The sequence below is a fragment of the Lysinibacillus sp. UBA5994 genome (assembly GCF_002429725.1).
Taxonomy (GTDB): domain Bacteria; phylum Bacillota; class Bacilli; order Bacillales_A; family Planococcaceae; genus Lysinibacillus; species Lysinibacillus capsici.
This window is the reverse complement of the sequence record NZ_DJAU01000001.1, coordinates 31557-46874: the sequence shown is the minus strand read 5'-3', so window position 1 is coordinate 46874 and position 15318 is coordinate 31557. Positions and strand designations below refer to the sequence as shown.

Genomic DNA, 15318 nt, shown 5'->3' with positions numbered 1-15318 from the left:
TCATTCGTGATGCGGTAGGTTTTAAAATATTTATTTAATTTCTTCAAGTGACTTTTTCAGCCATCTTGTCGCCTCTTGATAGTCTTGTGCAACACCATGCCCTTTTTTATATAGCATACCAAGCTGGAATTGGGCTTTTTGATGCCCTTGATTAGCAGATAGTCGATAAAGCTGGGCTGCCTTTGCAAAGTCCTTTGGTACACCCTGTCCATGAATGTGCATTTGGGCTAATTGGTATTGTGCTTTCATATGTCCTTGTGACGCAGCCTGTTCAATCCATTTAGCTGCCTCTGTGTAATCCTGCTCTACCCCTTTACCTTTATCAAATATATTGCCTAGTTGATACTGCGCACCTGCATGGCCTTGAATGGCTGCTAGGCGATAACATCTGCGCGCCTCTTCAAGATTTAAGGCTACCCCTAATCCCTGTTCATATAGTAGACCTAATTGATATTCAGCTTGAATATGTGATTGATCAGTTGCTGCTCGCCACCATATCACGGCCTCCTTATAATTTATAGGAACACCATTTCCAGATGTCAGTAATAGGCCAAGCTCATACTGAGCATCTGCATAGCCTTTTTCTGCCGCTGACCTAAAATATGACATTGCTTTGGCTGGATCTTGAAGCTGATATACATATAGACGTCCTAGCTCGAAGCCAGCGCTGATATGGCCATTGTCAGCAGCTAGCAGTAGCCACTTTTCTGCTGACACAAGATTCTGTTCTTTTTCATACAGCAGGCCAAGACAGTATTGAGCATTTAAATGTCCTTTATGTGCCGCTAGCTTGAACCATTTTAAAGCTTCTATATGATCTTCTATCATTCCTTGCCCAGTATTATAGAGCATGGCCAGTTGAAACTCTGCGTTCACATGGTCCTGTAAAGCAGCCATATGAAACCATTTTGCCGCTTCTTCTTGGTTTTGGGGAATACCACGCCCTTTTAGATGCATATAGCCGAGATTGTATTGAGCACTTGCATCTCCAGTTAAGGCAGCCATTTTGAAATAAGCAACGGCTTTATCATAGCTTTGCTCCACACCCGTGCCATTATGATAAAGGAAGCCTAGATTGTTTTGGGCACTTGTATTACCTTTATTGGCTGCTAAGGTATACCACTTGGCAGCTTCGTTAAAATTTTGAGATAGGCCTAAGCCTTGATTATAGAGTACACCTAAATTGTATTGAGCGTCAGCATTCTCTAAATCAGCAGCTATTTGGTAATGTCGTGCAGCCTCTAGATAATCCTGTATAACACCTTGGCCTAGATGATAAAGTACACCGAGGCTATAGTGAGCATTTGCGTCATTTTGTGCGGCAGCTCGTTCATACCACATTTTTGCAAGCCGATAGTCCCTTTCTACCCCTCGACCATGATTGTAAAGAGCACCTAAGTTATATTGAGCACTTGCATCTCCGTTCTGGGCAGCTACTTCAAACCATTTGACAGCATGTTCGTAAGCCTCTTGAGACTGCTCATGCTGAAGTATATTTTTATCAAATATTGAAGGAAGTTCTGTGACATGAGAAGACATGTGGTTCGATTTGAAACTACGATCATAGCGCTTCATAAACCATTCAACAATATCGCTAAGATAATCTAAAACAATTTTAGCTGCTTTGGCTTCTACAATGTCATTACTAGTATGGCTTGTCATTTTATGAATTAGATTCATCAATAAATAAATCCGACGAGGATGAATTTGCGCCACAAAACTTCGATTATTTAATAGCATTCGGACATTTTTGAGTTTAGGTTCGGTATGCATTTCCAATCGGTAAATCTCATATAAAATTTCCTCTAATACAAGAAGTGACTTCTGTAAGGATTCTGCTGGGGTTGAAATGGCGAGCAAACTAGCATCCTGTAAATTTTTAGCTAATATTGTGAAGGACAGCTGTCTTAATTTTTGACATTGTTCTTCAAGATTTTCATAATGCATGACGAAAGTACTCACCTCTTTCAGTTAATTACCTTGGCGTCGTTGCAAGCAATTTCTTATTCAACCTTTTTACAAAGCGCCTCTTCATCTCTTTGTTCATATATCGGAGAAAAATCGATATTATTGATATGTTTTCATGGGATTCATCAGTTGAATTGTTGCTGTTACATGATACTATTTGATATAAGGGAGATTCGTAGCTACGGAGAACCTGTCAGCCTTTAGGTGGGGGATCGAAATGAAAAATATTGCAGCTATTATACCAGCATATAATCCACAACAATCACTCATTACCTATGTACATCAATTGTTAGCAACGACTATTACACAAATCATCATTGTCAATGATGGGAGTGATCAAAAATATAAAGATATTTTTGAAAACCTAGATAAAATTGAACGCTGCCAAGTACTACAGCATGATTGCAATATTGGTAAGGGTGGCGCACTTAAGACCGCCTTTGCATATATACGAGAACAACAAGCGAGGTGCCATGGTATCCTTACAGTTGGGGCCCATGGGCAACATACTTTACAAGATGTGAAGCTTGTTTTAACGATGACAAAGGTGTTTTCTGAAGGGATTGTGCTAGGTGTACGTAACTTTCGTTCAACTGATAGTACATTTCTTTCTTACTGGGGAAATCGTGCAACAAGCTTATTTTTCGAGATACTGTATCATAAGAAATTAATGGATACACAAACAGGTTTACGTTATATTTCCATCAATGAGTTGCCTTGGTTAATGAAAGTAAAAGGTGAACGCTATGATTATGATACAAACATGTTAGTTGCTGCACTTAAAAGAAAGTGTCCAGTTTTCGAAGTTGAAATTGGGCAATTACGTATAAAGAAGAATTCAATAATTCAGTACGATGAAATAACAAACGCTGGTACCATTATTACGAGAATGCTCATAAATTATCTAAAGCCAAGGAATAGTAATGGCTAGGTTTAAATTTAAAATAATGAGCTAGGATAAAGAATAACGATCACTCATTAGAGCGTAGCGAGTATAAGAGAAGGAGCAATGTATATGGAATATTCAGATCAAGTGAAAAATCGTGTGAAACGGATGGAAGGACAGCTACGTGGCATTTTGAAAATGATGGAGGAGGAAAAAGACTGTAAGGCAGTCATTACACAATTATCAGCAGTACGCTCTGCTGTAGACCGTACAGTTGGGGTTATTGTTAGTACAAACCTATTGGAATGTGTACAGAATGCTGAAGGGGATGGCGAAAAAATGAACGAAGCCATTCAGGAAGCAGTTAATTTAGTGGTGAAAAGTAGATAATTTTCTAAACTCCTGAACAATTACAGAATCTAAATCGAAATAAAACTCACTATTAATTAGGTGAGTTTTATTATTTTGCAAAAAAATAGTTATATTCGCTAATTATATTTTATTATTAGGTATTTTATATTATATAAAATTTAATATATTTTTAGTTAAAAGTCTTAGTTAGTGAACTTGTATGATAGCTTAGTAGGTACATTCTTTGCTATGCTAAATAGTGAAGAAAGAATCAAAGGGAAGGTGATGAGTGATGAAAAAATTATTGTTATGTGGTGCGGCTTTATTGATATTAAGTCCAACTGCAGTCTATGCAAAACAAACAGAAAATACCTCCCAAATTTATCCTATGGTTGCTAACTCAACAGTAGCAAATTGGGATCAATTAACAGAAGAACTTGCAAAGCAAATACAAAACTTTGAGACCGATATAAAAATTACGTATACAGGCAAAATAGGCGACCTCAAAAAAGAAATGATGGACGCACTTGAAAAAGCTAAGCAACAAGCCGTTTATGCAAGTGGACATATAGAAAGTACCATGGTTTCCGCAGATTCTCTAGGGAATGTAACGTATAAAATGAAGTACCTGACAAATCAAACTCAAGAAGTAGCTGTACAAAAAAAGATTAATCTAATATTGAAAAATATTATCAAACCTTCTATGACAGATTTCCAAAAAGTAAAAGCTATTAACGATTATATTGTATCCAATACTATGTACGGGACTAAAACTAAGGCAAGTCCACATAGTGCTTATGCTTTGTTTTTTGAAGGACAGGCTGTATGCCAGGGTTATGCATTGGCAGCACATGCTATGTTAGAGCAGTCTGGGATAGAGACAAAATATGTTGTAGGTTTTGTAAATGGGAATGAGGCACATGCTTGGAATTTAGTAAAGGTTGATGGGAAATGGTATCATTTGGATACAACATGGAACGATCCTTTGCCAAATCGCGTTGGTGCGGCGTCCTATGACTATTTTTTAGTGTCGGACAATCAAATTAGCAAAGATCACACTTGGATTAAAGGAAATTATCCTCCTGCTACAAGCACTAAATACAGTTATTTGCTTAATGTTCATTTCGCACATCAGTTAAATAATATTGTTTATTTTAGTAATACTGCAGATAACGATAAACTGTATAAGCTTGATATGACTAGTGGTAGCAAGTCAAAGGTATTAGATAAACGTGCGTTGTATATTACAGGGACTAATCAAAACCTATATTATAGTGATTATAGTAACGGTGGGTATTTGACAAAGCTAGATTTAAAAACGTTAAAAGCTGAGGTGCTAGTGAAGCAGCCAGTAACAAATTTAAAGGTTAGTGACAATTATTTACTGTATAATGTCCAGACAAAAGAACATAAACTTAAAATTAATTAAGTCAACAAACAAATATTAACAGGCACAAATGGACCCTTAAGTGAGTTCTTTGTGCTTTTTTTGTATATAATGTAAGGAAGACGGTTGGAGGTGAGGAGTTTGTGGAAGAAATTAGCTATAATTGCCATTATTATTATTTTTATTGATCCTATTTATACGGCTGGTAAGGCTGTTGTTCAGCAGGTGGTCGATTGGACAAATAATGATGACATAGAAACTATGCTACTTTCAACAAAAGAGAAGATCGTAGATGTTACTGCAAGACTTTCAGATAATGCCTCAATTGAAACAGCCCTACCTATAGAAGATGTCCATGAAGCGGAGGTAGCCCCTACAGCTCCACCTATTCAGAAACCTGAAACAAAGTTAGTCGTGACAAATGCCAAGGAACTGGCTGATGCGATGTATGCGTACTATAATAGCTTTTCACCAAAGTTTGAAATTCAATATAAAGGAAATACACAGCGAATTGAACAAATTGTAGAAGAGGCCTATAACAATGCTATCAAACGCGATGACTATGTTTACGGCCATGTAAGTAAACATTCAATTCGATATGAATATGGGCGAAATAAAGCAACTATTTTTGGAGAACAGAGCTATTTAATGACGCCAGAGCAGGCGGCATATGTAGAGATGAATGTTCAAGAAATTATTGCTAAGATTAGTAAAAAATCTATGACGGATGTAGAAAAGGTACGAGCTGTCAATGACTATATTGTTGCCAATACTTCCTATACAGAACAAACGAATTCTAGCCCACACAGCGCTTATACCGTTCTTGCCGAGCACGGGGGAGTATGTCAGGGCTATGCTTTACTTGCCCACTCTATGCTTCAAAAATTGGGTATTGAAACAAAATATATCGTAGGCTATGTAGGTCAAGAGGGACATGCGTGGAATCTAGTCAAGCTGGATGGACAATGGTATCATCTCGATACGACATGGAATGATCCAGTACCAGATCGTAAGGGCGCAATACGCTACCAATACTTTTTAGTAGATGACCGTACAATGGCGAAGGATCACACGTGGATTGCTGAAGACTATCCAAAAGCAACAAGCACACTGTATAGTTATTATCATGATATAGACTTCCCAGCACAGGTTGGAGACCAATTGTTTTATAGTAATATTGCAGATGACAATAAGTTATATGTACTAGATATGAAAACTGGTAAAACGAAGCGTGTCACAAATTCACGGGCACAATATATCGTTTATTCGGATGGTTGGCTCTACTTTAGTAATTATTCCCGAGGGGCGTATTTAACAAAGATTCGTCCAGATGGTAGTGGAGAAGAGGTACTAAATAGGGAGGATTCGAAGGATTTATTTATAAAGGATGGGTATCTCTATTTTACGACGAATGAATTGAAGAGACTGGCACTTTAAAAGCAAGAAAAGGGCAATGACTTATAAACAGTCATATGCCCTTTTTGTTCGTTCAATTAAATAAGTAATAGGCTGATGCTGACAAAGGATAATGTCCACTTGAGGATACATGAAGGTTATTTCCTCTGTAAAGATCTTTAAAATGAGTGGATTATGTTTGATGGCACCACCATTACAATATAGAGTAAATGGTGTATTCTGATAGTTAATTTTTTTCAATACAGCGTTAGCTAGAATAGCTAGTTCGTGGGCAGCTTGTTGAGATATTTCGATGGCACAAGCATCTTCTTGCTCGACTGCCTTTGCCACAAAGGAACCCATCTTGGCCAGTTGTGCATTGGTATAGGAAGGGCGGAAGAGCCATTCAGCGAGCTCTGTAACATCTTGTATACCTAAAGATTGAAAGACGGCTTCCTTTAAGATTGTTGGTTTCCCACGACCATCCTCCATTTTAAATATAGCTCTTACGACTTCCTGCCCTAACCAATACCCACTTCCCTCATCGCCAGCCCGATGTCCCCAACCCCCTACACGTACAATTCGTTGCCCATCAAAGGCATAGGCAATAGCTCCTGTTCCAGCTATGAGTAGTGCACCTGCCTGTCCAGCAGTCACACCTAATAGTGTGGCCTCCGCATCATTTTCAATAATCAGTGTATCGATTTGTAGCTGTGTGGTCTGAAGAGCATTTTGAACAATGGCCACGACGATTGCATGATCCTTCGGAGAATCAATGCCAGCTAAAGCAAAGGTAGCTACAGCGATTTGAGAATTAGGATACTTTTGCAAAAATGTTTCAACATTTGCTAAAAGCTCTTGTAAAATTGCTGTAGCTGATTCAACACCAATGGCCTGATAATTAGAGCCTTTAGCGGATATAGAATATTCAATGTCACCAGATTCAGCATGAACAACTGCACATGCTGTTTTTGTCGCCCCACCATCAATAATTAATAACCATTGCTTCATTGATTCCATTCCTCTAGAAAGGCTGTTAGTTCTTTTTCTGCTTCAATAATGGAACTTTCCTTTAAGCGAATCCATTCATAAAAATCATGGGCATTCAGTTTGGAGCGTTCAAGGGCAGCTTTCATAGTGGCTGGAGCGGGTCCACCTAGTAATGTTCGTACACCAACAAAAGATTCTGGTTTTAATGTCTTATAGAAATCCTCTTCTGAAATAGTTAATTCCTTGCCCGTGATCAATTTCGATTGTGTATTTGCAAGTCCCCATGTAAGACTAGCTAATGATTCCTCTCCATGAGCAAGTAGAACCTTAATACATTTACTAACAATACTATGTGCTTGACGGAAGGAAATGCCCTCTGAACGGACTAATGTATCAGCGAGCTCAGTGACATTCGCAAAGCTATTTTCAGCGCGATTTTTTAACTTCTTCTTATTGACATCCATTGTAACAACAAGCGAACCAAACAACTTATAAATACCAATTAAGCGGTCAATGGCACGCCATAAATAAGGCTGCATATCATCCTCAGTGTCTACGATATCGCCAAAAGGTGTATTATGTACCATCTGTAATACTGTACTTGCATCTCCTACAACCGCAGATAGTAATGAGCGTGTATGTTCTATAGAAACAGGATTACGCTTTTGAGGCATAATAGAGCTTATTTGAACATATGGACTTGCGAGTGTAAACGCATTAAACTCCTGAGTAGCCCATAATAAAAAATCTTGAGAAGTACGGCCAAGATTGAGTGCTGCAAGCTGTACAATACTTGCAGCCTCAGCTATATAATCTGCTCCTGCAACCGCATCCCATGCATTTTCGATAATATCATCAAAGGCTAGTAGATCACGCATACGTTCTCTACTAATATTAAAGCCTGTCGTTGTTAAGGCAGCGGCTCCCATACTGCTACGATTGACGGTTTTATAGACATGCTGCATTCGTTCAAAATCACGCTCTAGCTGATCGATCACGGCCTTTAAATAATGGGCGAAGGTTGTAGGCTGGGCCTGCTGTGTATGTGTGTAGCCAATCATAATGGTATCGATATGTTCCTCTGCAGCAGCGATTAAATCATCACGTAATGTTAGTAACTCGCGCATTAATAGTAATAATTTTTTTCTTAATGTCATTCGATAGATGGCAATACCCATATCATTTCGGCTTCTGCCAATGTGAAGATTTCCAGCAACATCTCCAGCAAGCTCTATTAATTTATTTTCAATGCGGAAAAATAAATCCTCATATTGGGGACTGTAATCCTCTAAACGATAATAATTTAAGTCAATTTTTTTTAGAGCTATCCCAATTTGCTTTGCTTCATCTTTTTTTACAAGTCCTTGTTCTTCTAACATTTTTAAATGAGCAATATTGATTTGTAGCATAATTGTTAAAAAATTTTTCTTTGCCTCATCATAAGCTGGCTGTAAAACGATTTTTCGATAGATGTTAGAAGGGAATATCATCCCATCTTCCAGCTGTGTTTTATTGCGAAAATCTTCAAACATTGTCATGGCCCCCTAATAGATTGGCAGCTAAATGGCTGTACCAGCACTGCCTTTTGATAGTTTTTCAGAAATAATAAGGACAACTAAAATTAAACAAATTTGTAAGACACCATAAGCACAGGCGGTCCCAAATTTAAATGCATATAATTTTTGGAATATCGCTACAGACAATGGAATAGTGGATGTACTGTAAATTAGAATGGATGCAACAAATTCACCAAAGCTTTGCACGAGGGCTAAGAGTGTCCCTGCTAAAATCCCGGTGAATGTTAAAGGCACGACAATACGTCTAAATGTATACCACCAGTTGGCTCCTAAGCCACGTGATGCCTCTTCAATCGATTGATCTAGCTGTACAAGAGAGGCGGATGTTGATCGAAAAACAAGTGGTAAATGTCGAATAAAGTAGGCTAATGGCAAAATCCAAAATGTCCCGATCAATACTTGATTAAAACTAAAGATACTTTCTGTACTAAAAGCAGCAATTAAATTAACAGCAACAACTGTTCCTGGCAAAGCCCAAGGTACCATTATCAAAATATCGAGCAAGGTTTTCCCTTTAAAATTTAAGCGCACCATAGCATAAGCAGCCGCGACACCAAAGATGATATTGCCCAGTGTTGCAATGACACCCATTTGAATGGAGTTCCAAATAGGCCGCCATGTGCGCTCATCGGTAAAAAGGGCAATATAATGATCAATTGTATAGTCGGTCGGGAGAATTTGCGTTTTCCAAGCGCCATCCACAGAAAAAGAGATCAATATCAGCACTAAAATAGGCAGTATCAATATTAATGTGCCAACAAAAGAAGCAATTGTTGCTATAATTTTTACCTTTTTTGAGGATACCTCTGAACGATGAACACTAATTCCCTTACTTAGATTTTGATAATTTCTGCGATTTTGATACCAGCGCATAATGATTAAAAAAGTGATAGATACAAAAGATAATATCATCGACTGTGTTGCAGCCATCTCAAGATTCCCATTTGTACGTGATAAATAAATTTGCATCGTCATAGTACGCTCTACACCAAACATCAAAGGTGCAGTATAAGAAGCCATAGAAATCATAAACACCAATAAGGATGAGGCAACAATAGAAGGTGTGAGCATTGGTAAAATAACCTTTGTCCATACGCGAATACGCCCTGCACCCAGACTAGTAGCTGCCTCTTCAAGAGCAGGATCAAGCCCCTTAATGGCAGCAGAGGCAGTCAAATAGAAGTACGTATACATTGTGAATGTATGAACAACGATGACACCCCATATTCCCTTCAAGGCAAAAGGAACGTGATCCAACCCAAATAGATGCTGAAAAATTCGTGGGAAAATCCCGCTATCACCATATAAAAATGAAAAGGACAAAACACCTACTAGAGGAGGAAGTGCCATTGGAACCAAAACTAAAACAGACAATATCCGTCTCCCAGGGAAATTATAGCGTTCTAGTAAAAAGGCCATTGTTACCCCAACAAGTGCACAGCAAATAACACTGATGAATGAAATATAAATACTGGTCCACAAGGCCTCTAAATTTGCTGGACTAGCTATATCAAAAAATTTCTTATAGTGCAAGAATGCTTCATCGCCAGCAAAGCTTTGGATGAAAGTTTGATAGAAGGGGTAAACCACATAGGCGAATAACACTAAAAATAATGGCGATATTAAAACATAGACAAACCAATTAGCATGAAAAATTCGCGTCCACGTACTTTCAGACTGTTTCTCCATATTGGCTTCCTCCTATTCCCCTAAAAAGTATAGTGAATCTTGTGCCATATGGATTGTAATATCTTCACCGATCTTTTTGATTTGGTCATAAGAATTAATAAGCATTACTTTAAGTGAGAACGCAGTAAAATCTACAATGTAATTAACGCTAATGCCTGTGAATTCAACAAATGTAATTTTTCCTGTTAATGTGTTTTCACCAGTACCAAGTTGAATCGATTCTGGACGAATAGAAATAAATACTTTGTCTCCAATCATATGCGTTAAGGAGGGAGAGCTTTGTTGCTTTCGCCCAGTTAAATTATGTCCATTCACTGTTCGTACTTGTACATTTTCCCCATCAATAGCTTGGATTGAGCATTCAATTAAATTAGTTTCACCAATAAAATTTGCCACAAAATGATCCTTGGGTTGATGATAAATTTCCTGAGGAGTACCAATTTGTTTGATATAGCCATTTTCCATGACCATAATTCGATCCGACATAGACATGGCCTCCATTTGATCGTGAGTAACGTATATCGTTGTGACTCCAAGCTCAGATTGGATTCGTTTGATTTCAATACGTGTTTCCTCACGCAATTTTGCATCTAGATTGGATAGAGGTTCATCAAGCAATAAAATATCTGGCTCTATCACGAGTGCTCTAGCTAAAGCAACACGTTGCTGCTGTCCACCAGATAGCTCATTTATTTTTCTGTTGCCGTAAGCAGCAAGATGCACTTGGCCTCTAATTCGATCAACCTTGTGCTGAATCTCAGCTTTTGAAAATTTTCGAACTTGTAAACCAAATGCAATATTCTCATCAACTGTCATATGGGGGAAAAGGGCATAATTTTGAAATACCATGCCGATATTGCGCTTATTGGGCTGAAGTCGAGTGACATCTCGCTCATCAAAAAGAATTTTGCCTTTAGTAGGGTAATAAAAGCCTGCAAGCATCCTTAAAGTGGTTGTTTTGCCACAGCCGCTAGGACCGAGAAAGGTAAAAAATTCACCAGCTTTTATTTCAAGATTTAAGTCTTTCACGCCATACACTTGACCAAATTGCTTCGAGACATTTTCAATTCTGACACTTCTCAATCATTAGCTCCTCTCTAACAAAGAATCTAGATGATACAGGAAGGTAAAAATTCGCTGTATAAGCCGAATTTTTACCCGTTCTACTATTTACCGCGCCCTTTAATATTGTTATCCCAGTATTCCATCCATTCTGCTTCTTTGTCAGACATTAGCTGCCAATCAATATCAAATGTTTTTAAATCTAATTCCTGATACCATTCTGGCATGGAGGCTTTGTCGATATCAGAACGTGTAGGAATTTGATAGTAATCATTAGCTAATTGTGTTACCATCTCTTTTTCAAATAAAAACTCTACAAATAGTTTTGCATTTTCTAGGTTTTTCGCATTGTTTACAACTGCTACACCGTCTACTAAAATAGGTGCTCCACTTTTAGGATAAATATAATCAAAAGGATAATCTGTCGTATATTTTTTTAACAAAATATCTTGTAGATTCCATAGGGAGACACTGCCTTCTTGACGTGTTAGCTTTAAATACAAGGCATTAGGGTCTTGTGTGTACTCCTTTGTATTGGCATCTAATTGTAGTAACCATTCATAGCCTTTATCTGGTGAATCTACATCTTGCCGTACAATCATGGAAGAATAAATCGTACGCATTGTGCCTGACGCCAGTACACCTCTGATTAAAATTTGATCCTTCCATTTAGGATCTAATAAGTCATCCCAGTCCTGTGGACCAGTTTCTTTTGTTAGTAAATCACTATTAATCATAATTACTTCTGGTAACAGCATCTCGCCGAACCATCGTCCTTCAACATCTTTGTGTGTGGTATCAATAGAGTCAATAAAGCTTGGCTGCCAAGCATGTAGTAAGTCTTCATTGGCGCCAACAATGAGCGCTGATTGGGTTCCGCCCCACCAAAAATCTGCTTGAGGATTGGCTTTCTCTCCACGAAGACGTTCTAAAATTTGTTGAGCACCCATCGTTAGAAATTCTACTTCAATGTCTGGATATTTTTCATTAAACTGATCGATCACATTTTGCACCATTTCTTCGTCACGTCCAGTGTAAATTACTAGCTTGCCTGAAGGCGACGTTGCTGCTACTTCTGTTTTTTTACCATCCGATGCCTCGTCATTATTTGCTGCATCATTTGTAGAATTTTGCTGATCTTTGCCATTACAAGCAGCTAAAACGAAAAGCATTAACATAAGGAAAAAACCAAGAATATAGGCTTTTTTCATCAACTTCCCCTTTCTTAAAGTAAGTTACTTGCATATTGCAGTATAATACCGAAGGGGAACATTAATGTTAGAATTATTAAAAAATTACATTTGCATTCATCATAGCGAAGTGCATAATGGTAAGCAATGGCATTTCATTAAAGTTCAAAAAAACTCCTTAAAAAGGAATCATTCCATTTTTAAGGAGTTTTTTGTCGTTTTATGAATGTGCTTCTAATAAGCTATCCTTTTGTTGACGTTGTGTAACAATGGTTGGCAGCATCATACCAGCAATCACCAGTACAATCCCGATAATTTGTACAGCAGTTAAAGGTTCATGCAAAACAATAACGGAAACAGTAACAGCCACTGGTAATTCAATGGCACTTAAAATAGAAGCAAGCGCACCACCGATTTTAGGGATAGCAATTGAAAATAGATAAATCGGTAAAATGATACCGAAAAGACCTAGTGCTAGTCCGTATTTCCACAGGCCTTGCATGAATAGTTTACCGTTCCAAATAACCTCGGGGCTTAGGAAAATACTGATCAAAATAAGGGCTACAGAGGAAACGATTAATACCCTTGATGTGGTAGTCACGCCCTCGACGGGTCGAGAATTAAATTGAATAAAACATGCAAAAGTAACGGCTGCTGTAAAACCGAATAGCCATCCTTGAATAGGAATGTCACTTAAATCTACATTTAATACACCTGCAGCTAGAATCGTTCCTATAAATAAGATAACGATTGAAATTACTTCAGGTCTACTTGGTAATCTTTTATGGAGGGCACAATCAATCAGTAGACCAATCCATGTAAATTGGAATAACATGACTACTGCAAGAGAAGCAGGAAGATACTTTAAAGATTCTCCGTACACGATTCCTGTTGTCCCTGTAAAAATTCCCGCGCATATTAAAATAAGTAAGCCCTTCTTGGACGGTCTTGGTAATTTTCTGTCAGTAAAAATAAAGATGGATATTACGAGTAAAAAGCCAATAATATATTGGCTTGATACAGCCTCCGCTGATGTAAAGCCATGCTGCATAGCTACTTTGACAATAGTCGACAAGATCCCGTAACTACTAGATGCAATAACAATCAAAAGAGGATAAATCAAATTGTTTTTCATATATTAGTTATTCACTTCCTAAAACTGTTTAACCATATGGTGAAAAGGCTCATCAATAATTGACCAAGGCTCCGTAATAACAAAGCCTAGTCGTTCATAAAGACGGCGAGCTTTTTCTTTTTGGGTTTCAACATTTAATGATAATTTTGTATAGCCACGCTGCTTTGTCAGCTCTTCGGCAAATTGTAATAGCAATGTTCCGATTCCTTTACCACGTGCAGCTGGTGCAACACAAACTGTATCAATGTAAGCCTCATCTTCATGGGCTTCTTGGTCAATAACAATGGATGGCGCATTTTTTGCTTCAAGCCATTTAACAAGGTTAGCGTCCATGTGAACGGCTTGTTCGCCGTGATAATAAACGAGAATCCCCAAAATCTGTTCACTTTCAGTAGCAACAAAAGTATTTAAATAAGAATGTCGATTGTCTTCTTGGTGAAAAAGAACAGTCAGCTCTCGTATAACAGCCTCCGTTGATTGCTCACCAGTTAAGCGATTAGCAATATCGCCAATGGCGTCGATAATTAAAGGCACAACGGCATGGGCATCTTGTGGTTGCGCTTGTCGAATTGTAATACTCATTTTGATAATCCCTACCTTTCTATAGGCAAGTATAACAAAGATAGGGGATGACTCAAGTTATCCATCCTCTCATAAAGAAATGCCAAAAGTAAAAACCTTTATAGAATGACAATTTTCGTGTTAATCTATAATGACTAGACTTTCAGGAGGACTATCATGACAAAGGAAGAGAAGGATTTTATATTAGTCTATGGAGATGCTTTTATTGACTATATTGCTGATGATGTAACAAACACATCATTTACTAAATATATGGGTGGCGCAACGGTCAATGTTGCAGCGGGTATTAGCCGCATTGGTGCGCCTTCCGCATTAATTACAATTACGGGGGATGACGAGGGCTCGCAATTTGTGCGAGATGGGCTTGCCCAAGAGGGTGTGAAACTGGATTATGCCGTATTTGATCCAGCAAAACGAGTAAGTGGTGTATATGTGCATCTAACAGAAGCATGTGAGCGAATTTTTAAGGATTATGTTGATGAAACACCTGATTTACAAGTTGAACCATCACAGCTAAATGAAGCAGCTTTTAAGCATGCCTCTGCTTTAACGGTGTGTTCAGGCACAATGTTCCATCCAACAGCTCTTGCTACAACACGAGCTGCAGTAGAAATGGCTAAGGACAAGGGTGCGATTATTGCAATGGATGCAAATATTCGTCCTTTACGTTGGAGCAGTGAAGAAATTTGTCGAGATACGATTACATCATTTTTTGAGGATGTCGATATTTTAAAGGTGACGGATGATGAGCTATTCTTCCTGACAGAGACAAGTAGCTTAGAAGACGGTATCGAGCAATTAAATAGCTATTTAGTGCCTATTATTTTAATTACCGTAGGAGAAAACGGGACTTATGCAGTCCTTAATGGTGAAGTTATCCATGTACCGACTGAGAAAGTAGTGCCTGTGGATACAACAGGTGCGGGAGATGCATTTATGGCAGGTGTCCTACGTGATGTCCATTACAATGGTTTACCTACAACAAAAGAAGAACTAGTGCGTTGTACAAGCTTTGGCAACAAATTAGGAGCGTTTGCCGCAACAAAAGCAGGTGCTTTAACGGCTCTACCATATTATGAGGATATTAAGCATTTACTAAAATAAAC

Annotated in this window: 13 protein-coding genes; 5 read left to right on the top strand and 8 right to left on the bottom strand. The window is 38.2% G+C overall.

Annotated features, from left to right (window positions below; translation table 11 throughout):
* Positions 1 to 30 precede the first annotated feature (30 nt).
* The gene (locus tag B3D98_RS00235; RefSeq protein WP_288579712.1) at positions 31 to 1947 is read right to left on the bottom strand and encodes an SEL1-like repeat protein; all 1917 of its coding nucleotides are present in this window, start codon (positions 1945 to 1947) and stop codon (positions 31 to 33) included.
* 238 nt (positions 1948 to 2185) lie between these two features.
* Here B3D98_RS00235 and B3D98_RS00230 point away from each other — a divergent pair, with 238 nt between their 5' ends.
* The 4 genes from B3D98_RS00230 (at position 2186) to B3D98_RS00215 (ending at position 6029) form a co-directional block, all read left to right on the top strand.
* The gene (locus B3D98_RS00230) at positions 2186 to 2899 is read left to right on the top strand and encodes a glycosyltransferase family 2 protein (protein ID WP_048395935.1); all 714 of its coding nucleotides are present in this window, start codon (positions 2186 to 2188) and stop codon (positions 2897 to 2899) included.
* 84 nt (positions 2900 to 2983) lie between these two features.
* Complete coding sequence (locus tag B3D98_RS00225) at positions 2984 to 3244, top strand: metal-sensitive transcriptional regulator (RefSeq protein WP_004233098.1); 261 nt, start codon at positions 2984 to 2986, stop codon at positions 3242 to 3244.
* 253 nt (positions 3245 to 3497) lie between these two features.
* The gene (locus tag B3D98_RS00220; RefSeq protein WP_288579695.1) at positions 3498 to 4634 is read left to right on the top strand and encodes a transglutaminase domain-containing protein; all 1137 of its coding nucleotides are present in this window, start codon (positions 3498 to 3500) and stop codon (positions 4632 to 4634) included.
* A 99-nt stretch (positions 4635 to 4733) separates the two neighbouring features.
* Entirely contained in the window at positions 4734 to 6029 is a 1296-nt protein-coding gene (locus tag B3D98_RS00215; protein ID WP_269897512.1) for a transglutaminase domain-containing protein, read from the top strand.
* A gap of 21 nt (positions 6030 to 6050) precedes the next feature.
* Here the strand turns inward: B3D98_RS00215 and B3D98_RS00210 are convergent, their stop codons facing one another.
* The 7 genes from B3D98_RS00210 to B3D98_RS00180 form a co-directional block, all read right to left on the bottom strand.
* Positions 6051 to 6998, bottom strand: coding sequence for an N-acetylglucosamine kinase (locus B3D98_RS00210; protein ID WP_054548558.1), 948 nt, complete (start codon positions 6996 to 6998; stop codon positions 6051 to 6053).
* The gene (gene argH / locus B3D98_RS00205) at positions 6995 to 8509 is read right to left on the bottom strand and encodes an argininosuccinate lyase (protein ID WP_054548557.1); all 1515 of its coding nucleotides are present in this window, start codon (positions 8507 to 8509) and stop codon (positions 6995 to 6997) included. Before argH ends, B3D98_RS00210 begins: the two co-directional genes overlap by 4 nt.
* A gap of 27 nt (positions 8510 to 8536) precedes the next feature.
* Positions 8537 to 10243, bottom strand: coding sequence for an ABC transporter permease (locus B3D98_RS00200; protein WP_115673079.1), 1707 nt, complete (start codon positions 10241 to 10243; stop codon positions 8537 to 8539).
* A gap of 12 nt (positions 10244 to 10255) precedes the next feature.
* A complete protein-coding gene (locus B3D98_RS00195) occupies positions 10256 to 11326 on the bottom strand; it encodes an ABC transporter ATP-binding protein (RefSeq protein WP_288579689.1) in 1071 nt (356 codons plus the stop codon).
* Positions 11327 to 11409: 83 nt separating this feature from the next.
* Positions 11410 to 12516, bottom strand: coding sequence for an extracellular solute-binding protein (locus B3D98_RS00190; protein ID WP_054548554.1), 1107 nt, complete (start codon positions 12514 to 12516; stop codon positions 11410 to 11412).
* 199 nt (positions 12517 to 12715) lie between these two features.
* Complete coding sequence (locus B3D98_RS00185; RefSeq protein WP_054548553.1) at positions 12716 to 13630, bottom strand: EamA family transporter; 915 nt, start codon at positions 13628 to 13630, stop codon at positions 12716 to 12718.
* A gap of 18 nt (positions 13631 to 13648) precedes the next feature.
* Positions 13649 to 14212, bottom strand: coding sequence for a GNAT family N-acetyltransferase (locus B3D98_RS00180; protein ID WP_288579685.1), 564 nt, complete (start codon positions 14210 to 14212; stop codon positions 13649 to 13651).
* Between the two features lie 156 nt (positions 14213 to 14368).
* Here B3D98_RS00180 and B3D98_RS00175 point away from each other — a divergent pair, with 156 nt between their 5' ends.
* The gene (locus tag B3D98_RS00175) at positions 14369 to 15316 is read left to right on the top strand and encodes a carbohydrate kinase family protein (protein WP_288579683.1); all 948 of its coding nucleotides are present in this window, start codon (positions 14369 to 14371) and stop codon (positions 15314 to 15316) included.
* Positions 15317 to 15318 lie beyond the last annotated feature (2 nt).